Annotated in this window: 19 protein-coding genes and 1 pseudogene; 11 read left to right on the forward strand and 9 right to left on the reverse strand. The window is 62.4% G+C overall.

The window, feature by feature from the left end:
- Window positions 1-103 precede the first annotated feature (103 nt).
- From FO488_RS10315 to FO488_RS10335, 5 genes and pseudogenes are all read left to right on the forward strand, one after another.
- Window positions 104-1,740, forward strand: a pseudogene (locus FO488_RS10315) (ABC-F family ATP-binding cassette domain-containing protein).
- A 202-nt stretch (window positions 1,741-1,942) separates the two neighbouring features.
- Entirely contained in the window at window positions 1,943-3,163 is a 1,221-nt protein-coding gene (gene rpsA, locus FO488_RS10320) for a 30S ribosomal protein S1 (RefSeq protein ID WP_149210491.1), read from the forward strand.
- 220 nt (window positions 3,164-3,383) lie between these two features.
- Complete coding sequence (locus FO488_RS10325; protein ID WP_240731852.1) at window positions 3,384-3,830, forward strand: MarR family winged helix-turn-helix transcriptional regulator; 447 nt, start codon at window positions 3,384-3,386, stop codon at window positions 3,828-3,830.
- Window positions 3,831-3,915: 85 nt separating this feature from the next.
- The gene (locus tag FO488_RS10330; protein ID WP_149210492.1) at window positions 3,916-4,509 is read left to right on the forward strand and encodes a YceI family protein; all 594 of its coding nucleotides are present in this window, start codon (window positions 3,916-3,918) and stop codon (window positions 4,507-4,509) included.
- A 112-nt stretch (window positions 4,510-4,621) separates the two neighbouring features.
- On the forward strand, window positions 4,622-5,398 hold the full coding sequence (locus FO488_RS10335) for a class III extradiol ring-cleavage dioxygenase (RefSeq protein WP_149210493.1): 777 nt from the start codon (window positions 4,622-4,624) through the stop codon (window positions 5,396-5,398).
- Between the two features lie 39 nt (window positions 5,399-5,437).
- Here FO488_RS10335 and FO488_RS10340 read toward each other — a convergent pair whose 3' ends face one another.
- Window positions 5,438-7,051: a methyl-accepting chemotaxis protein gene (locus FO488_RS10340; protein WP_168205973.1), complete on the reverse strand. Its 1,614-nt coding sequence runs from the start codon at window positions 7,049-7,051 to the stop codon at window positions 5,438-5,440.
- Between the two features lie 311 nt (window positions 7,052-7,362).
- Window positions 7,363-7,683, reverse strand: a complete 321-nt coding sequence (locus FO488_RS10345) for a DUF1924 domain-containing protein (RefSeq protein ID WP_240731853.1) — start codon at window positions 7,681-7,683, stop codon at window positions 7,363-7,365.
- 206 nt (window positions 7,684-7,889) lie between these two features.
- Here FO488_RS10345 and FO488_RS10350 point away from each other — a divergent pair, with 206 nt between their 5' ends.
- Window positions 7,890-8,258, forward strand: a complete 369-nt coding sequence (locus FO488_RS10350; RefSeq protein ID WP_149210495.1) for a cytochrome c family protein — start codon at window positions 7,890-7,892, stop codon at window positions 8,256-8,258.
- 93 nt (window positions 8,259-8,351) lie between these two features.
- On the opposite strand, the gene FO488_RS10355 is transcribed toward FO488_RS10350, so the two are convergent.
- From FO488_RS10355 to FO488_RS10365, 3 genes are read right to left on the reverse strand one after another with little or no spacing between them, the layout of a single operon-like run.
- Window positions 8,352-8,735, reverse strand: coding sequence for a DUF4124 domain-containing protein (locus tag FO488_RS10355; RefSeq protein ID WP_149210496.1), 384 nt, complete (start codon window positions 8,733-8,735; stop codon window positions 8,352-8,354).
- Between the two features lie 48 nt (window positions 8,736-8,783).
- Window positions 8,784-9,617: a rhomboid family intramembrane serine protease gene (locus tag FO488_RS10360; protein ID WP_149210497.1), complete on the reverse strand. Its 834-nt coding sequence runs from the start codon at window positions 9,615-9,617 to the stop codon at window positions 8,784-8,786.
- A 34-nt stretch (window positions 9,618-9,651) separates the two neighbouring features.
- A complete protein-coding gene (locus FO488_RS10365) occupies window positions 9,652-11,301 on the reverse strand; it encodes a putative manganese-dependent inorganic diphosphatase (RefSeq protein ID WP_149210498.1) in 1,650 nt (549 codons plus the stop codon).
- Between the two features lie 169 nt (window positions 11,302-11,470).
- On the opposite strand from FO488_RS10365, the gene FO488_RS19415 reads away from it, so the two are divergent.
- The 4 genes from FO488_RS19415 (at window position 11,471) to FO488_RS10385 (ending at window position 15,158) form a co-directional block, all read left to right on the forward strand.
- Window positions 11,471-11,890 (forward strand): MauE/DoxX family redox-associated membrane protein, encoded by a 420-nt coding sequence (locus FO488_RS19415; protein WP_168205974.1) that lies wholly within the window; start codon window positions 11,471-11,473, stop codon window positions 11,888-11,890.
- Window positions 11,891-12,029: 139 nt separating this feature from the next.
- Window positions 12,030-12,533, forward strand: coding sequence for a ferritin-like domain-containing protein (locus tag FO488_RS10375; RefSeq protein ID WP_149210500.1), 504 nt, complete (start codon window positions 12,030-12,032; stop codon window positions 12,531-12,533).
- Between the two features lie 40 nt (window positions 12,534-12,573).
- The gene (locus FO488_RS10380) at window positions 12,574-13,017 is read left to right on the forward strand and encodes a lipopolysaccharide assembly protein LapB (RefSeq protein ID WP_149210501.1); all 444 of its coding nucleotides are present in this window, start codon (window positions 12,574-12,576) and stop codon (window positions 13,015-13,017) included.
- A gap of 71 nt (window positions 13,018-13,088) precedes the next feature.
- Entirely contained in the window at window positions 13,089-15,158 is a 2,070-nt protein-coding gene (locus FO488_RS10385; RefSeq protein ID WP_149210502.1) for a fused MFS/spermidine synthase, read from the forward strand.
- Window positions 15,159-15,210: 52 nt separating this feature from the next.
- Here FO488_RS10385 and FO488_RS10390 read toward each other — a convergent pair whose 3' ends face one another.
- From FO488_RS10390 to FO488_RS10400, 3 genes are all read right to left on the reverse strand, one after another.
- Window positions 15,211-15,459, reverse strand: coding sequence for a 4Fe-4S binding protein (locus FO488_RS10390; RefSeq protein WP_149210503.1), 249 nt, complete (start codon window positions 15,457-15,459; stop codon window positions 15,211-15,213).
- A complete protein-coding gene (locus FO488_RS10395) occupies window positions 15,429-15,590 on the reverse strand; it encodes a hypothetical protein (RefSeq protein WP_168205975.1) in 162 nt (53 codons plus the stop codon). Before FO488_RS10395 ends, FO488_RS10390 begins: the two co-directional genes overlap by 31 nt.
- A gap of 79 nt (window positions 15,591-15,669) precedes the next feature.
- Window positions 15,670-16,740, reverse strand: coding sequence for a branched-chain amino acid aminotransferase (locus tag FO488_RS10400; RefSeq protein ID WP_149210505.1), 1,071 nt, complete (start codon window positions 16,738-16,740; stop codon window positions 15,670-15,672).
- A 203-nt stretch (window positions 16,741-16,943) separates the two neighbouring features.
- Here FO488_RS10400 and FO488_RS10405 point away from each other — a divergent pair, with 203 nt between their 5' ends.
- The gene (locus tag FO488_RS10405; RefSeq protein WP_149210506.1) at window positions 16,944-17,711 is read left to right on the forward strand and encodes an SUMF1/EgtB/PvdO family nonheme iron enzyme; all 768 of its coding nucleotides are present in this window, start codon (window positions 16,944-16,946) and stop codon (window positions 17,709-17,711) included.
- 25 nt (window positions 17,712-17,736) lie between these two features.
- On the opposite strand, the gene FO488_RS10410 is transcribed toward FO488_RS10405, so the two are convergent.
- The gene (locus tag FO488_RS10410) at window positions 17,737-18,282 is read right to left on the reverse strand and encodes a DUF2269 family protein (protein ID WP_149210507.1); all 546 of its coding nucleotides are present in this window, start codon (window positions 18,280-18,282) and stop codon (window positions 17,737-17,739) included.
- Between the last annotated feature and the right edge of the window lie 197 nt (window positions 18,283-18,479).

Genomic DNA, 18,479 nt, shown 5'->3' on the forward strand with positions numbered 1-18,479 from the left:
TAACGATTGCCGTCAGGGCGGTAAAGATGCTATAAATACCAATCACCTGAGCCACAGGGATCACCCCTGTGGTTTTTTATTTGTTCGAAAGGAACCGATACACATGATTACCGCTTCAAATGTCGCCCTCTCCTACGGCAAACGCGTCCTGTTCAAGGATGTGAACATCAAATTCACGCCGGGCAACTGTTACGGCCTGATCGGGGCCAACGGCGCCGGCAAGTCCACCTTCCTCAAGATCCTCTCGGGGGAGATCACCCCGGACAGCGGGGAGATCTCCCTCGGACCACGGGAACGGTTGGCGGTGCTGCGCCAGGACCATTTCGCCTTTGACGAGGAGACGGTATTCAATACCGTCATCAGGGGACATGAGCAGCTTTACCGGGTCATGGTCGAGCGTGAGGCGATTTACGCCAAGGCCGACTTCAGCGAGGAGGACGGCGTCCGCTCTGCCGAACTGGAGGCAGATTTTGCCGAGATGAACGGCTACGAGGCCGAGTCGGAGGCCGCGGTGCTGCTGAACGGCCTGGGCATTCCCGAGGAGTTGCGCAGCAAGAAGATGAAGGAGCTGGAAGGGGGCGACAAGGTGCGCGTGCTGCTGGCCCAGGCCCTGTTCGGCAATCCTGACGTGCTGCTGCTGGACGAACCGACCAACAACCTGGACCTGAAGTCCATCTCCTGGCTGGAGGACTTCCTCTTCCGCTTCCCCAACACGGTTATCGTGGTATCCCACGACCGCCACTTCCTCAATCAGGTGTGCACCCATACCGCAGACATCGACTTCAGCCGCATCCAGGTCTACGTGGGCAACTACGACTTCTGGTACCACGCCAGCCAGTTGAACCTGAAGCAGCGCCAGAACGAGAACCGCAAGGTGTCGGAGAAGGCCGAGGAGTTGAAGGCCTTTATCCAGCGTTTCTCGTCCAACGCCTCCAAGGCCAAGCAGGCCACCTCGCGCAAGAAGCTCCTGGACAAGCTGACCCTGGAGGAGATGCCGGTGTCGTCGCGCAAGTACCCCCACGTCATGTTCAAGCCGGAGCGCCCCTGCGGCGACATCATCCTGGAAATAACCGGTCTCACCAAGGAGATCGACGGGGTCAAGGTTCTGGACAACCTGGACCTGATCGTGCGCAAGAACGACAAGATCGCTTTTGTGGGGGGCAACGGCCTGGCCCGCACCACCCTGTTCCAGATCCTGGCCGGAGAACTGGAGCCGGACAGCGGCTCGTTCCGCTGGGGGGTGACCATCACCAACGCCTATTTCCCCAAGGAGAACGCCGGCTATTTCGACAAGGACCTGAGCCTGATCGACTGGCTGGGGCAGTATTCCCCCCCACCGAGGGTGAGACCTTTGCCCGCGGCTTCCTGGGGAGAATGCTCTTCTCCGGCGACGAGGCGATGAAGAAGACCTCGGTGCTCTCCGGCGGCGAGCGGGTGCGCTGCATGCTCTCCCGCATGATGCTCTCCGGCGCCAACGTGCTGATCCTGGACGAGCCGACCAACCACCTGGACCTGGAGTCGATCACCGCCCTGAACGACGGGCTGATCGCCTACCCGGAGGTGGTGCTGTTCGCCTCCCACGACCACGAGTTCGTCTCCACCATCGCCAACCGGATCGTCGAGATCACCCCCGGCGGCGTGATCGACCGGGTCATGGCGTTCGACGAGTACCTGGAGAGCGACGACGTGAACCGGGAACGGGACGAGCTGTACCACGGCCATGCGGAGCTGACCCTGTAAGGATCACGTTATCCGTCCCCCTCCCAACCCGTGAAACGCCCCGCCGGCATCCGCCGACGGGGCGTTTCCATGCCTGCACAAAAATACATTTGCATCCCAAACGGATCATGGCAATATACACTGGACGATCACGTCATAAGCGCCATGCGGACGGCGCGATGATCGGTAGGGCGAGAAGACTATCCACACGAACGGGGACACCATGCGAGACAACGACGACCTGGAACAACCAGAGGAAGAAGAGACCGAAGGCGAGAGCTTTGCCGAACTGTTCGAGCGGAGCGCACGGCAGCAGAGCGCCTGGCTGGAGCCGGGGCAGAAAATAACGGCGCGGGTCTTGAAGGTCGGCACGGAATGGATTTTCATCGATACCGGCCAAAAGGGCGAAGGCGTCGTGGATGCGAAGGAGCTGCAGGACCTGGACGGCCATGTCACCGTTGCGCCAGGCGACAGTATCGCCGCCTACTTCCTCTCGTCGAGCCACGGCGAGATGCGCTTCACCACCAGGATCGGCGGCGGGGCATCGGGCAACGCCCACCTGGAAGAGGCTTTCCAGAGCGGCGTTCCGGTGGAAGGGGTGGTGGAGAAGGAGATCAAGGGGGGGTACGAGATCAAGCTGGCCGGCTCGGCCCGCGCCTTCTGTCCCTTCTCCCAGATCGCCCTGCGCCGCATCGACGACCCGGCCGCCCTTATCGGCACCCGCCTGCCGTTCCGTATCACCGCCTACGGTGAAAAGGGACGCAACATCGTGGTCTCCCGCCGCGTCCTGCTGGAAGAGGAGCAGCGCCGGCTCAGGGAAGAGGTCCAGGCCGGCATCAGCGAGGGTATGACGGTCGGCGGCACGGTCACCTCCCTGAAGGAGTATGGCGCCTTTGTGGATATCGGCGGCCTGGAGGGGCTGCTCCCCATCTCCGAGATCGGCTGGAGCAGGATCAAGGAAGTGGGCGAGGTGCTGAGCGTCGGCCAGCAGATCAAGGTGGTGGTCAAGAGTATCGACCGGGAGAAGGAGCGCATCTCCCTGAGCCTCAAGGACACCCTGGCCGACCCGTGGGACCTGGCGGTGCAGACCTATCCCGAGGGTTCCTTCCATACCGGCGTCGTTTCCCGCCTGGCCCCGTTCGGCGCCTTCATCACCCTGGCCGACGGCATCGACGGACTGATTCACATCTCGAAGCTGGGAGGCGGCAAGCGCATCAACCACCCGCGCGAAGCGCTCAAGGAGGGCGAAACCGTCGAGGTCAAGGTGGAGAGTGTGGACCGCACCGAACGGCGCATCTCCCTGAGCCTGGCCGGTGCGGCCCGGGCCGCCGAAGAGGAGGAGGCCACCCTGGCCGACTTCCGCCGCCAGGCGGACGCGGCGCCCAAGGGGATGGGGACCCTGGGAGACCTGCTGCGGGCCAAGACCCAAAAGAAGGGGAAATAGCCCCCTCTCCCTTCCCACCGATACTCCGTAGCACGCAGGGCAAGGAACGACGGCAGGCACGTTTCCTTGCCCTGTCTGTTTTTCACCGCCCGCCGCAAATCCCCACATTGATCCGCAAGGCGCCGACCGGCCGGGGCAAAAAAAGCGTTGACAGGATGACCGGAATCATATAGTTTAATATTAAACAATATGACATTAACCAATTAACCGGAAAGATCCCATGAAACCGACCGACACCACAACCTACCGCGCCCTGAACACCTACACCAAGCTGATGCGCGCCGCAGAATCGGTGACCGGCCGCGTGGGGCGCACCATGGCGGCCGCCGATCTGACCATCAGCCAGTTCGGGGTGCTGGAGGCGCTGCTGCATAAAGGCCCCCTCTGCCAGCGGGACATCGCGGCCAAGATCCTCAAGAGCACCGGCAATATCACCCTGGTCATCGACAACCTGGAAAAAAGGGCATTGGTACGGCGCGAGCGCACCAGCGAAGATCGGCGCTACCTGACCATCCAGCTCACCGACCAAGGGCTGGGGTTGATCCGCGAGGTCTTTGCCAGGGTCGAGGCGGCCATTGTGGCGGAAATGAAGGCCCTTACCAACGATGAGCAGGAGGCCCTGGGCATCCTGTGCAAGAAACTCGGCTTACGGGAAAGGAGGGGCTAAAGGCGGTACCGCAAAAAAAATTACCCTGATAGTTCGATATTCAATCACATCATTTCAAATCAATTGCAGCGAAAGGAGCATCACCATGAAACGCATCATCACCACACTCAGCACGATCGTCGCCCTGGCCCTGCCCGGCCTTGCATCCGCCTCCAGCTGGACCATCGACCAGGACCACTCCAATGTCGGTTTCAAGGTCAAGCACCTGATGGTAAGCAACGTCAAAGGCGAGTTTCGCACCTTCAACGGGACCCTGGAGATCGACGACAAGGACGTGACCAAGTCAAAGGTTTCCGTCAACATCGAAACCCCCTCCATCACCACCGGGGTCACCAAACGTGACGACCACCTGAAAAGCCCCGACTTCTTCGACGTGACCAAATACCCGACCATGACCTTCGCTTCCAAAAAGGTCAAAAAGGCCGGCAACAACAAGCTGAAAGTCTACGGCGACCTTACCCTGCACGGCATAACCCGGGAAGTGGTTCTTGACGTGGAAGGCCCCACCAAGGCCTACAAAGATCCCTGGGGCAACACCAAACGCGGCGCAACCGCAACCACCAGGATCAACCGCAAGGACTTCGGCCTGACCTGGAACAAAACCATAGAAGCGGGCGGCGTGATGGTCGGCGATGAGGTAACCATCTCCCTGGAAGTGGAATTGCTGCAGAAAAAATAGCGTCGGGCCTGCTGTACGGCTCGACACGGCATCGCCATCCCCTGGGGGCCGGAGGACCGGTTCGGCTTCCCGGCGCTCCGGTCCCCCGGGGGGATGCATGAGGAAAACGACCATGAAACCTGCACTACCGACACTGTTCATCTCCCACGGGGCGCCGACCCTGCTCATAGACCCGGTACCGACCCGCGACTTCCTGGCCACGCTGGGCGCCGACATGCCACGGCCGCAGGGGATCGTCTGCATCTCGGCCCACTGGACCACCCGTGCCCCCCTGACGACCCATACGGCGCAGCCGGACCTGATCTACGACTTCGGCGGTTTTCCCGATGAACTCTACCGCATGACCTACCCGGCGCCGGGCAACCCGTCACTTGCCGAACGCGTCACCCAACTCCTGGAGAATCGCGGCATCGAGACGGGCCGGGACATGGCCCGGGGACTCGACCATGGGGCCTGGGTGCCGCTCAAGCTGATGTATCCCCACGCGGATATCCCGGTGGTCCAACTGTCGGTGCAACCGCACCTGGGCCCGGCCCACCATGCGGCCATCGGCGCGGCCCTCCGCCCCTTGCGGGAGGAGGGGGTGCTGATCCTGGCCAGCGGCTCGGCGACCCACAATCTCAGGGATTTTTTCGGACGGGCACTCGACGCGCCGCCGCCACAGTACGTCAAGGAGTTCGATGACTGGCTCTGCCGGGCCGTGGAGGCCGACGACCGGGACTCGCTGCTGGAGTACCGGGACAGGGGGCCGAACGCCCTGGCCAACCACCCGACGCCGGAACACTTCCTGCCGCTGTTCGTCGCCATGGGGGCCGGAGGCCAGGGACGGGTCCTGCACAGGGCCTTCACCTACGGGGTCATCTCCATGGGCGCCTTTGCCTGGGAATGAGGGCTGAGAGGGGGCCCGGGGCGGGGTAACACCGCTTCTTCATCCCAAGGTGCTGATCCTTACCACGTTGATGTCGGCGCCCAGGACCCCCAGCAGCCGCCCCCCGTTGTCCCGGAGCGGCACCGCGATGGTGCAGCAGAACGCCCCGGTCGCCGCCGACCGGTACAACTCCGAAATAAAGGTATTCCCGCTCTCTTTCACCCCCCTGAACCAGGGACGGTTCTCCCATGTCTTGCCACAAGCCTCCGCGCCGTAAGCGGGATCGCCGGCCGCCAGGCTGTCGGCGGCAACGTTCGCGGTAACCTGACGTCCCGCCGCATCGGTGATATAGAAAAGCTCCACAAAGGGGTTGCGGCGGATGGCCTCGCGCAGTTCGCGCTCCTGCCGGCTGCGCTCCATGGAACGAAGCGCCTCGCCCGCCGCGATCCTCTCCACCGCCTCGGCGGCGCTGTAGTGGGCCGTGAGGCGGAAGGCCCCCAGCAGGAGCAGCAGGTTGTCGGTGATGGAGCCGATGGCGGCGACCTCGTCCATGACCTTGGTGGATACGGATGAGAGCGCCCCCGCCATGTGCGAGGTTGTCTCAATGGAGGCCGAGACCTGGGCCGTGGTGACGCTCTGCTGCTCCACGGCCGTCGCGATCCGGGTCACCTGGTCCTTGACCTGTTCAAAGGAGTCGGTAATGGTGTGCAGCGACTCCTCCACCTCCCCGATCCTGGCGCGGGCATTCATCACCTCCTGGGAGGCGTCCTTCATGGCTGCCCCGGTCTTGTGGGACTCGCGCTGCACGGCCGAGATTTTTTCCGCGATCCGGGCCGTGGCGTCAATGGTGCGCGCCGCCAGGTTGCGCACCTCGTCCGCCACCACGGCGAATCCCCTGCCATGCTCCCCGGACCGCGCCGCCTCAATGGACGCATTGAGCGCCAGCAGATTGGTTTGATCGGCAATGTCGTTGATCACCGAAACGATATTCCCGATCTCCACGACGCTCCTGTTCAGCGCCCCTACCCCTCCCGCCAACTCTTCCGTTGCCGTGCCAACCCTGGCCGCCGCTTCCACGGCGCGCCCGGCCGTTTCCTTGCCGCGGTTCACGATTTCCCTGGCACTCATGGAAGTGTCGGCCGCCAGGGAGGCGTTCCGGGCGATGCCCGCGATAGTCTGGGACATTTCCTCGGCCGCGGTGGCGATGGCGTGCGCCTCGCACTGCTGCTGGCCGGCGCTGGCGGTGCATTGTTCGGCAGCCCCCTGCAGGTTGACGGTCGATGAAAAAAGCCGTCCCGAGGCGGCAATGATCTTTATCAGCGTCTGGTCCAGGAACCCGGACATTTCATTCAGGGAATGCGCCAGGCTTCCGGCCTCACCTGCAACCGTTCCAGGAGCGGCGGCACGGATATGCCCCTGGGTGATGGCCGCCACCTGTGCACCATGCCCCTCGAGCGTTCGCTCCAGGCGGCCGGCAAGGAGCACCATCACCGCCGTGAGTCCGGCCAGCCAGGCGACGATCCAGGCAAGGGCCGTCATCAGCAGAGATCCCATCGCCTGGGAGGGGACGCTGCCGGACAACCGCAGGGCGCAGTGGGTGGTGAGACCGGCGATAAATAGGATATTCAGGGAAACAACCGGGAAGATGATGCGGAGTTTCAAACGGTGCGTCATTGCAGCTTCTCCTTCGTTGGGGAAGAATGGGTGCCCATGAATTTGCAACATCAGGACCAAACGGGAAACCTCCCGGAATCGCGTTGGATTGCCCGTTCAGGGCGCATCCATGCTGCCCCATTACCGGGCACGGCGACCAAATTGTGTGCAGGGTCATGGGCCGAAGACGCAAAACGGGCCGCTTTCCGGGAAAGCGGCCCGCCCTTGTCGGTGACTGGTGCGTGGTTATGGTTTCAGGATGCCCGGATTGCGGCTTTGTCGCCCTTGCCGGGGATTTCCCGGGGGCGGTGCTTCCAGGTGGCGGATCCGCTCTAGTTTGCCGTGGTGGGGACGATGGTTTTCAGATAGGAGACGAGAGAAGCCAGGTCGGGAGATTTGGACGGGAGGGCCTTCCCCTTGAGCGCTTTCACGATGCACCGGTTTACAACCTTTGCAAGCTTTTCGGGGTCGGAAGCAGCGGACTTTTCCAACCCTTTGCCTCCGGGATGGCAACTGGCGCAACTTTTGCCGTTGGTCCCCAGGGCAACGCTGTTGAACAGCTCCTTGCCCCGCTCGGGGGAAGGCGAAACGGCAGCCATCACGCAACTTGCCGATAGCGCCAACAGGGCGGGAATTGCCAAGGTCGTCTTCATGGTATTCCTCCTTGAACGAGATGGACTCATATCAAGAGATGCTACCCGTGAACTCGGAATTGTCAAATTGCCTTGCCAACGACCGTCAGAACGGCGGAAAACATCCCTGCGAAGGCGCCGGGGCAGCGGTATACACATTTGCCGCAGGCGCAGGTTTGGAATAGAGTGTGAAAAATCAGTATTATCTGCCGAAAAGGAGATGCACCATGCGACGCACCCATGCCCTGATTTTACTTGCTGCACTGTTTGCCCTGACCGCAACCACGGCCTGCACCAAGAACGACGCCAACAGGCCGGTGGAAAAATCCTCCGAGCAGACGGCAGCTCCTGCACAGAAACTGACCGGGGAACAACTCTTCAAAAGCAAATGCGCCCAATGCCACAAGATCAAGGATCAGGGCGGCGTGGTCGGCCCCGACCTGACGGCCATCGCCTCCCGGAAGGATGCCGCCAGCCTCCAGGATTTCATCAAGGACCCCAAAAAGCAGAACCCCTCTACCGCCATGCCGTCATTCGCCGATCTGCCGGCCGACGACATCAAGGCTATTGCCGACTACCTGGGCAGCCTCAAGTAGTCCCATCCTTTTGCATACCCGACACGACAAAGGGCTAGCCGTCAAGCTAGCCCTTTGTCGTGTCGGGACACGTATCCAGTAACGCCTCCCCGGCTATTCATCATCCGAGCGAATCTTGCGCTTTACCCGCGGCTGGATCTGAACGTTCTGCGCCGGCGCCGCTCCGGCCGGAGCGACGGTCGGTTGGGAAGCTGGGTTCGGCGGGGCGGCCTGGGGGGACGCCGGCTTGTCCTGGGGTTGGGCCGGCGGCTGCGCCGGCGCGGCCTGCTGAACCGGTGGCGGCGTGGTGGCCGGCGCCGCTGCTCCAGCCTGCACCGCCTCTATATGCAGGGGCTTGGCCCTGGCCTTGTAACGCGCGGGAATCTCATACTCCTTGTTGGTATAGTGGGCTATCCCCCGCCTGTCGGTCCAGGTATAGACATCGGCCTGGGCGCTGGATGCTGCCACCAGCAACATAACCGCCAGCAATTGCTTCATGGTTCCTGTTCCTTCTTTCTTACTCCGTTATATGCCCCGCGTCACGGCTCAATGGCCTATCCCGAGGGCGACCAGCAAAAAAATCCTCCAGCCGAGCATGGCCACCGTGGCGCCGGCGCACAGCAGGGCCAGAAGCCGATGCACGGCATTCTCCTCCGTACGCTCCTCATACCCCAGAAGCAGACCCAGGACGATCCCGCCGATTATGCCGCCGCCATGGGCCCAGTTATTGATGCCGGGCATGAGGAAACCGAAGAGCACCAACCCGAACACCCAGCCGCTTACCTCCCGAAAGACCATGGCCCCATAGGTGCCGCCACGGCTGCGGCCATAGTAGAGCAGCGACCCAATGAGACTGCAGATGGCCCCCGAGGCGCCGATGGTGAAAGGGACCCCGGCCACGTAGGAAACCAGGTAGCCGCAGACCCCACCCAGGGTATAGATGACGAACATGCGGCTCGGCCCGTACTCCTGGGTGACCCAGGGGGCGATCTGGCGCAACGCCATCAGGTTGAAGACCAGGTGCAGGATGCCGCCGTGCAGGTAGTTGGCGGTGAGCACCGTCCAGTACCAGTGATACCTGTCGATGGGCACCGTGCCGCTCGCTCCCAGCAGCAGCAGGCTCGTCTGGTCCGGGCTGAGGAAGCCCAGCAGCCCGGCGGCGTTCCCGCTCCCCATGCCGAGGATGAGGGAGAAGGCATAGATAACGATGGTGACGGTGATGACGGCCTTCACCAGCCAGGCCCCGTCAAAACCGCCCCGAACCCAGGCCGTGGGCCGCCACCAGGCGCTGGAACGTTGCGCCCCGCACCAGGAACAGACGGATTCTTCGCTGCCGATCAGTTGGCGGCAGCGGGGGCAGAGCATTGCCTTTTGCGTCATTACGGTAACTCCATTGATGATGTTATTGCCCGTTTCAGCCAAGCGCCCCCAGCACCTTCAACAGGTGGGGCACCATCTGCTTCTTGCGGGACATGACCCCCTTCAATTCATACAGGCGGGGCTCCAGCTGGGGATAGCCCATGATATGGGCCAGTTCGTTTTTCCCCTCCACCAGGAACAGCGTGCTTTCGGTGTAGATGTCGGTCACCATGAGGCCCGCCATGTGCAGCCCCTCCTCTTCCTTGACCTGCTTGAGCACCTGGCGCAGATTGTCCTTGATCTCGTAGAACTCATCGAAGCCGACCACCTCCACTTGGCCGACGCCGAAGAGGGTATCATGGGCCGTGAAGTGCTTGAAGTCGGAGCGGACGGCCTTTTCCAGAGATCCATAGGCACTGAAGCCGCTGCACGAGGAGAAGATGTCCCTGCCGAAGGCCACGTGGTCCAGGCCGGCCCGCTCTTCCAGCCAGGCCACCATTTCCCGGTCCCGGTCGGTGGTAGTGGGAGATTTGAGGATGACCGTATCGGACATGATGCCGGCCAGGAGCAGGGCGGCGATGGGCGCTTCCGGTTCCACCCCCCGTTCCCGGTAGAGGGTCGCGACCACCGTGCAGGTGCTCCCCACCGGGGCCGTCATGAACGTAATCGGCTGGTTGCTGGGGGGATTGCCCAGCTTGTGGTGGTCGATCACCTCCAGGATCTCCACCGTTTCGGCCCCCGGTACCGCCTGTCCCAGCTCGTTGTGATCCACCAGGATCAGGGCATAGGGGAAGGAGGCCAGGAGCGACGACTTGGTGGCAACCCCGGCGATGGAGCCGTCCTCTTCCACGGCCACCACCGCAGGCTCGCCCGAGTGGAGCAGCTTGAGGCGCAGATGCTCCAGCGGCTCGCCGACGCCGATCCGCTCGAATCCCGGTTCGACAAAGCGGGCCAGGGGAGTGGAGAGGCGGGCCAGCCACGCCGCCGTGGCGGTGTCGTGGGGCGTCGAAAGGATCGCGACGCCGGCCTCCCGTCCCCGGGCGACCAGATCGTCCCCCACCGCCAGTCCGCCGGTCACCACCAGAATCCGCACCCCCCTGTCGATGGCCGACTGCTGGATCGAGGGGCGGTCGCCGGTCATGACCAGCATGGTCGCCGGGTCATAGCCGGCAATCCTGGAGAGGAAGGATTCCTCTTCCATGGCGCCGATGAAGAGATGGAGATGTTCCAGCTCGCCCGACGGGGCCCCGCACAGGAAGGTCGCATCCAGACTGCCGGCCAGGGCGGCAAGCGAGCTGTCCACGCCCCGTTTGCGGTCGGAACCGGCCACCAGATACTTTTCCGAAAGCTTGAGCAGCGAGACGATGCCGATGGGGGCATTCGCCCCATCCACCACCGGCAGTACCCGGATGCTGTGGCGATGGAACAGCGCCAGGGCATCCTTGAGCGGCATCTCCGCACCGGCGGTGACCGGCTGGCGTTTGATGACGTCGCGCACCTTGGGGTGGATATCGGCCAGATAGAGCGGCAACTCGATGCCGAGCCGGCCAAGGATATAGACGGTCTGGGGATTGGGCGAGCCGGCCATGGCGGCCTTGACATTGTCGTGGCCGAGGCGCTTCTTCAACTCGGTGTAGCCGATGGCCGCAGCTATGGAATCGGTATCGGGGTTCTTGTGCCCGATGACGTATATCTGTTTGTTCATGATTGCTCCTGCGTGTTTTTGTGGGGCCAGTATAGGGGTGGCCGGCGACATTGTCAAACAGCCCCGCAGCTCCCATGCCGGCAGAGCGCCGCATGGCGGATTTACATTGGCGCAAATTCGTGCTACATGTCCATTTTACGATATGTTACGAGCCCCAAAAGGAGCCGCCATGAAAACTGCGTTGCGCATACTGCTCGGACTGATTCTTCTGACGGCCTCACTGGCAAAACTGAGCAACATGTCGGGCTTCGTGGCGGTGCTGCACTCGTATCGCATCTTCCCCCCGGGACTGCACTGGCCGGCGGCAATCGTGGTCAGCGGCTCCGAACTGGCGGTCGGTTCGTGGCTCTGGTGGGGCCGCCGCCTGCGGCAGGCGGCCTGGACGTCGTCGGCGTTGCACGGCGTCTATGCCTGTTTCGCCGCATTCATGCTCCTGCGCAACGTGCCGATTCTCAACTGCGGCTGTTTCGGCTCCTACCTTGCCCGCCCCCTTTCCTGGATGACGGTGGGGCAGAACCTGGTACTGGTGGCCCTGTCCCTGCTGCTGGTCCGGCTCGCCCGCCCGACCGCATCGTTATATATCCGCTGAGCAGCACCGGCACGCCAGGAAGCACCGCATGCCCGGCCAGACACCGGCAGCGAGAGGTTTCCGGTTGTAACTCCCCGTCATTACGGTACAATGAAACCGAACCGAGCTGTCCGATCACGCATCAACCAAGGAGGATATCATGGGGTCAAGAGCACGTGAAATCATCGGCATGGATGTGGATGAACTCATCGATCTGTTACGGCGGGCCTTTTGCGATGAGTGGTTTGCCTATCATCAGTACTGGCTGGGCGCCAAGCTGGTGAAAGGCCCCATGAAGGACGCGGTCGGGGCCGAACTGCTCCAGCACGCCACCGAGGAGCTGCTGCACGCCGACATGGTGGCCCTGCGAATCATCCAGCTCGGCGGAACCCCGGTCACCAAGCCGGAAGACTGGTACAAACTGTCCAACTGCGGCTACGACGCCCCGGACGATCCCTTCGTCAAGACCATCCTCGACCAGAACATCAAGGGCGAACAGTGCGCCATCGGCGTCTATAGCCGGCTGCTGGAGATGACCAAGGACAAGGACCCCATCACCCACAACATGGTGTTGCAGATCCTCCAGCAGGAGATCGAACACGAGGAAGACCTGCAGGCGCTCATGGAGGATTTCGAATTGATGATGAGGGCCTTCAAGGGGTAAGAGGACCACATCCCCATCAATAATCCACCGGGAGTTCCGCATGGCCGATAGTGATGCGCGCAAGGAATTCGACAACGGCCTAGCCCTGTTCAAGGCCGGCAATATCCTGAGGGCGCTGGGGCATTTCGAAAAATCCATGGCGGCGCAGCCGACTCCCCTCTGCGCCTCATATTACGCCTATTGCATGGCCAAGGAACGGGGCCATGTCACCAGAGGGGTGGCCCTGTGCCGCGAGTCATTGGCACAGGAACCGGACAACCCGGCCCATTATCTGAACCTGGCCCGCATTCACCTCCTGGGGCCGGACAAGGAGGCCGCCCTCACGGTTCTCAGGGAGGGGATGCAGCACGCCCATGATCCGGAGCTGGCGGCGCTGCTGGAAGCGGTCGGCATGCGCAAACCGCCGGTCATGTCGTTCTTGCGGCGCGACAACCCCATCAACAAATTCCTCGGCATCCTGCTGACGAAACTCGGCATGCGCTAGCTTCCCGTGCGGCCAGTCATGGGACGCCCGGCAGAATGCCGTTGAACGGGGTGGCGCCACGGGAGGAACCGATGCTTCTCCATACCATCACGATCTTCCTCGGTTCGTTCCTCCTGTTCCAGCTCCAGCCGCTGGTCGGCCGTTCCATCCTTCCCTGGTTCGGCGGCGGGCCGGCCGTCTGGGCGACCTGCATGGTCTTCTTCCAGGCCGGGCTTCTGGCCGGTTACTCCTATGCCCACGGCGTCTCGACCCTGAACCGGACGCGGCAGGCCTGCGTCCATGGCGGACTCCTGATCGCCTCACTCATCCTGCTGCCGCTCTCCCCTGCCGCAGAGGTCTGGAAACCTGTCCCGGGAAGCCCCCCGGCGCCGACGATCCTTTCGCTCCTGGCGACCACGGTCGGCGTGCCGTATCTCGCCCTCTGCGCCTCCGCGCCCCTCGTCCAGCACTGGTTCCTGCAGGATTTCCCGCAGCGTTCGCCCTACCGTCTCTACTCGTTCTCCAACATCGCGTCCCTGCTGGCCCTGGCCAGTTACCCGTTCGTCGTCGAGCCCCTGCTCTCCCTCCGGCATCAGGCCCTTGTCTGGAGCTGGGGATTCGGCCTCTACTGCCTGGCCTGCGCCGCCTGCGTCCTGCGGCCGGTACTGTTCGGCACGCCTCGCACCGCCACGGCTCAGGAAGACCCGCCGCAGGAGCGGAGGGGGGATGCGGCCGGGCCGGCGATCTCCGGCGGCGACCTGCTCTTCTGGCTGCTGCTCTCGGCCTGCGGCTCGGCCCTGCTCCTGGCCACAACGAACCAGCTCTGCCAGGAGGTAGCGGTGATCCCCTTTCTCTGGATTGCCCCCCTCGCCCTCTACCTGCTCAGTTTCGTCATCTGCTTCCGCAACGACCAGAGCTACGACCGGGTCCTGTGGGGTATCCTCCTGCCCGGCTTTCTGGTTCCCGCCTGTTCGGTCTTCGTTTTGGGGGCCAGGGTATCGTTGCCGCTGCAGATCATCGTCTATCTGGCCGCGCTGTTCGCCGGCTGCATGGTCTGCCACGGCGAGTTGGTGCGCTCCCGCCCCCACCCTACCCGCCTGACGGCCTTTTACCTGGCACTGTCGGCAGGCGGGGCCCTGGGCGGCATGTTCGTCGCACTGGCCGCTCCGGCCCTGTTCACCAACTTCTGGGAGTATCCGGTCGCGTGGTGGGCCACCTGCCTCACCGTCGTTGCCGTCTGGCATCGCAGCGGCCTCTTCCGCCGCGCCCCGAACTGGCTGCTGCCGCTCGCCGGCTGCGGCATCGCCCTGCTTGTCATTACCACGGCACGGCCGCTGCTGAGCTATATGCCCTATACCGACATGGTTGCCCGCAATTTTTACGGGGTCCTGCGGGTGATACGACACCAGGAGAGCTCCGGCGAAATGCGTACCTTGATGCATGGCGCCATCACCCACGGCATCCAGTTCGTGGAACCGGGAAGACGCCGTCGCGCCACCTCCTACTACGGCCCCGAGAGCGGCATCGGGCTTGCCCTGCTCCACCATCCGCGCCGCATCAGCCACCTGCCGCTACGGGTCGGCGTGATCGGTCTCGGGACCGGTTCCATTGCGGTATATGGACTTCAGGGCGACCTGTTCCGCTTTTATGAGATCAACCCGGCGGTCATCGCCATTGCCCGTGAACGGTTTTCCTACCTTGCCGATTCCGCCGCCCGCATCGAGACGGCGACCGGCGACGCGCGGCTGACGCTGGAAACTGAGCTGGCATCGGGCCGGCAACAGCGGTTCGACATCATGGTGGTGGACGCCTTCAGCAGCGACGCCATCCCGATCCATCTTCTGACCCGGGAATGCTTCGCCGTGTATGGCCGCCACCTGCGCCCCGACGGCATCATCGCCATCAATGCCACCAACCGGTTCCTCGACCTCGCCCCCCTCATCAGGACCGAGGGAGAGCTGGAAGGCTTCCGGGTGGCACCCGTCAGCTCGCCGGCCGACAGCCCGAACGGCATCTTCAAAGCCGACTGGATCCTGCTCACCCGGAACACGATCTTCATCAACGACACTACACTGCGGAACAGGCTCGCGCCCTTGCCGCCGGCGGCGGCCCGGCTCTGGACCGACGATTACGCCAGCCTGTGGCCCCTGGTGAAGTTTTAACAGCGGCTGGAGGAAAACCGGGCACCAGGCGCCCGAACCCGGCACCAATCGTTCAGCAGCCTGTTGGCACACTGCCCGCCACGAGTGCGCCGATGGGGCAACTCGCGACACAGGCGCCACAACCGGTGCAGCGTTCCGCCGACACGATGCGGGCCGCCTTGCGGTAGCCCTGCGGCTCGAGGGTTACCAGGCGCAGCAGGCAGGCCGACACGCACCGGCCGCAGCCGGAGCAGCGATCGGCTGCCACGCGGGGTACTGGCGGGGCGGGGTTTAGAACAGCCCCAGATCGAGCTGTTTCCATGTAAATTCGGGTTTTCGGGTGGTGCGGCTGAAGGGGTAGTAGCGGGGACACTTGGCGACAACGGCATTTGCCGCCTGCTTGCACGTGCGGCGGCACGAGCCGCACAGGCGATTGGGAGATGCCGGTTTCATTTCCTTGTTCCGGGGGGACATGGTTACCCTCATGGGCCGGGGGGCGGCGTGACGCGCCGCTCCCCCGGTTCAGTCATTTTCAGGCTACGAAACGTACCCAGTCGAACTCGTCGGCAATCTTGCCGGTCTGGATGCCGGTCAGGGTGTCATACAGCTTCTGGGTCAGACGCCCCACGCCCTGCCCAACCGAGACGCACTCATCCTTGTAGCAGAGTTTGCCCACCGGCGTGATAACCGCTGCCGTGCCACTGCCGAAAGCCTCGGTGATCTTGCCGTTCCTGAAATCGGCCATCAGTTCGTTCACGTCGATGGGGCGTTCCTCCACCGTGCATCCCAGGGTCGTGGCCAGTTTGAGCACCGAGTCGCGGGTGACGCCGGCAAGGATCGAACCGGAGAGGGGGGCGGTGACGATGTGGTTGCCGTAGGCGAAGAACATATTCATGGCCCCCACCTCCTCGATATAGCGCCGTTCGCGGCCGTCCAGCCAGAGCACCTGGTCGAAGCCCTTCTTCTTGGCATCGAGCCCGGCCTTCAACGAACTGGCATAATTGCCGCCGGTCTTGGCCTCGCCGGTGCCGCCGGGTGTGGCGCGCACATACTTGTCTTCCACCAGGATGCTGACCGGGTTGAATCCGGCCGCATAATAGGCACCCACCGGCGACAGGATGACATAGAAATAGTAATGGTCGGAGGTTTTCACCCCCAGCACCGGTTCGACCGCGATCATGGCGGGACGAATATAGAGGGAGGTCCCGGATGCGGTGGGAATCCAGTCGCGCTCCAGGGACACCAGCTTCTCGATGCCGTTCAAAAAGAGTTCCTCGGGAACCTCGGGCATGCAGAGGCGCTCCGCGGAGGTTTGAAAACGCCGGGCGTTCATCTCGGGACGGAACAGGGCGATCCTGCCGTCCTCCCACTTATAGGCCTTGAGCCCTTCGAAAATCTCCTGAGCATAGTGGAGCACCAGACAGGCCGGATCGAGCATGAACGGCTCGTACGGCTTGATACGGGCGTCATGCCACCCCTTGCCTGCGCTCCATTCGGCCAGAAACATCCGGTCGGTAAATATCTTGCCAAAGCCGAGATGGGACTCGTCATTGAACTTTGCCTTCATTTTATCAGCGGACAGCGGTAGTACTGAAATATCCATGAAGCGCCTCCCGAAAAGATGCCATGACAATGTCATAGTAATAATTTGTCTAGAAACTATATCAATTTTCCATAGCGCTTTCAACCCTAGTTTTGATGATGTAAAAAGGATAAAAATAAGGCATATTGTACACCGTGCGCGCCGGCTGCGGCATTCGCACCCGCGGGGACCTTCAATCGTACGGAAAAGAGGGAGGCTTTGTCATGAAGAGATTGCTGTCAGTAGCGGCCTGCATCGGGCTCATGCCCCTGTTTGCAGCGACGCAGTCCTTTGGAGAGGCCGTCAAGGATTATACCGATCCCACCACCGGCATCAGGTTTGTCCGCGTCGCCGGCGGCTGCTTCAAGATGGGCGACACCTTTGGCGACGGCGCCGGCAACGAGAAGCCGCCCCACGATGTCTGCGTCGCCGATTTCAGCATCGCAAAGCAGGAAACGACCCAGGACCAGTGGAAAAAGGTGATGGGGACCGCTCCGTCGTTTTTCAAGACCTGCGGCGATGATTGCCCGGTGGAGAACGTGAGTTGGAACGATGTGCAGGAGTTCATCGCCAAGCTCAACAAACAAAGCGGCAAGGAGTACCGCCTCCCCACCGAGGCCGAATGGGAGTATGCCTGCCGCAGCGGCGGCAAGAGCGAAAAATTCTGCGGCGGCAACGATGTGGAGGCCGTGGCGTGGTACTTCGGCACCGCGGCCGACCGTCCCCAACGCGTGGCCAGGAAGCGCCCCAACGGGCTGGGAATCTACGACATGAGCGGCAATGTGTGGGAATGGGTCAGCGATTGGTATGACGACAAGTTTTCCAGCATCAAGGACAATCCCCAGGGGCCGTCGAGCGGCGCAAACCGCGTTATCCGGGGTGGCGGGTGGTTCATGCTCCCCAAGAATGTCCGGGCCTCGGTGCGCAGCTCCCTGCCGCCGGAGCTGCATACCTACGACGTGGGGTTCCGTTTGGTCGTGACGGCCCCCTGATCGGGGGGAGGCAGGGGGCGGCTTCTCACTCCTTTTTGTAGCCGAAACGCTCCCGGCAGTGGATGCAGTTCTTATAATCGGAGCAGGGTTTGAGCAGGGAGATGAGAATCAGGTAGAGCAACATGATTTCCTGGACCACGAGGCTGATATGGTTCAGGTAGTAGGTGCGGTAGTAGCCGGGTATGGTAAAGACCATGAACTGGTTGATCTTGCAGATGATCTCCAACTGCCGCAGCCACGGGGCAAGCCATATCAGGCCGAATGCCACGGCGATCAGGCTCCCCAGCCATTTCTTGATCACCCACCGGCAGGCAAATAACTGCAGTTTTTTGCTGAAGCAGAGGAATACCCCGCTCAAAACGCTGACGATCACCGATGGCCCGATCAGGTAATTGTCCAGGTAGTGGATGCCCAGGTTGAAGGCGTTCAACTCCGCGGTGCTGCCGGATTCATGGTTGAGATAGAGCAGGACCCCGATGCAGACGACCGCCCCGAACCAGATGCAGGATGAAATGATGTGCGCGAACTTGAGTACGACACTGACGGTATTGTATTCCTGAAGTTCGCGCATGACTTAGTACCTCCCCGCCCGATACGCTTCATCTCGCTCCGTATACTATAATCCGATGTAAACAAATTGCACATACTGTATACAATGCATTTCCGAAACGGCCGCACCAGAGCGCTCCGCCGGGCACCGCGGCATCCATAAAAAAGCCCGGCAGCGCTTGGAGCGGCTGCCGGGACATTGCCGGGGCTTTGCGGCCG

The sequence above is a fragment of the Geobacter sp. FeAm09 genome, assembly GCF_008330225.1.
Taxonomy (GTDB): domain Bacteria; phylum Desulfobacterota; class Desulfuromonadia; order Geobacterales; family Pseudopelobacteraceae; genus Oryzomonas.

Coding starts and splice junctions, on each gene's coding strand:
- FO488_RS19415 (WP_168205974.1), top strand. CDS start 11,471: ATGAAAACTGCGTTGCGCATACTGCTCGGACTGATTCTTCTGACGGCC.
- FO488_RS10395 (WP_168205975.1), bottom strand. CDS start 15,590: ATGAAACCGGCATCTCCCAATCGCCTGTGCGGCTCGTGCCGCCGCACG.
- FO488_RS10330 (WP_149210492.1), top strand. CDS start 3,916: ATGAAACGCATCATCACCACACTCAGCACGATCGTCGCCCTGGCCCTG.
- FO488_RS10405 (WP_149210506.1), top strand. CDS start 16,944: ATGAAGAGATTGCTGTCAGTAGCGGCCTGCATCGGGCTCATGCCCCTG.
- FO488_RS10380 (WP_149210501.1), top strand. CDS start 12,574: ATGGCCGATAGTGATGCGCGCAAGGAATTCGACAACGGCCTAGCCCTG.
- FO488_RS10375 (WP_149210500.1), top strand. CDS start 12,030: ATGGGGTCAAGAGCACGTGAAATCATCGGCATGGATGTGGATGAACTC.
- FO488_RS10360 (WP_149210497.1), bottom strand. CDS start 9,617: ATGACGCAAAAGGCAATGCTCTGCCCCCGCTGCCGCCAACTGATCGGC.
- FO488_RS10410 (WP_149210507.1), bottom strand. CDS start 18,282: ATGCGCGAACTTCAGGAATACAATACCGTCAGTGTCGTACTCAAGTTC.
- FO488_RS10355 (WP_149210496.1), bottom strand. CDS start 8,735: ATGAAGCAATTGCTGGCGGTTATGTTGCTGGTGGCAGCATCCAGCGCC.
- FO488_RS10400 (WP_149210505.1), bottom strand. CDS start 16,740: ATGGATATTTCAGTACTACCGCTGTCCGCTGATAAAATGAAGGCAAAG.
- FO488_RS10325 (WP_240731852.1), top strand. CDS start 3,384: ATGAAACCGACCGACACCACAACCTACCGCGCCCTGAACACCTACACC.
- FO488_RS10345 (WP_240731853.1), bottom strand. CDS start 7,683: ATGAAGACGACCTTGGCAATTCCCGCCCTGTTGGCGCTATCGGCAAGT.
- FO488_RS10350 (WP_149210495.1), top strand. CDS start 7,890: ATGCGACGCACCCATGCCCTGATTTTACTTGCTGCACTGTTTGCCCTG.
- FO488_RS10390 (WP_149210503.1), bottom strand. CDS start 15,459: ATGGAAACAGCTCGATCTGGGGCTGTTCTAAACCCCGCCCCGCCAGTA.
- FO488_RS10365 (WP_149210498.1), bottom strand. CDS start 11,301: ATGAACAAACAGATATACGTCATCGGGCACAAGAACCCCGATACCGAT.
- FO488_RS10340 (WP_168205973.1), bottom strand. CDS start 7,051: ATGACGCACCGTTTGAAACTCCGCATCATCTTCCCGGTTGTTTCCCTG.
- FO488_RS10335 (WP_149210493.1), top strand. CDS start 4,622: ATGAAACCTGCACTACCGACACTGTTCATCTCCCACGGGGCGCCGACC.
- FO488_RS10385 (WP_149210502.1), top strand. CDS start 13,089: ATGCTTCTCCATACCATCACGATCTTCCTCGGTTCGTTCCTCCTGTTC.
- rpsA (WP_149210491.1), top strand. CDS start 1,943: ATGCGAGACAACGACGACCTGGAACAACCAGAGGAAGAAGAGACCGAA.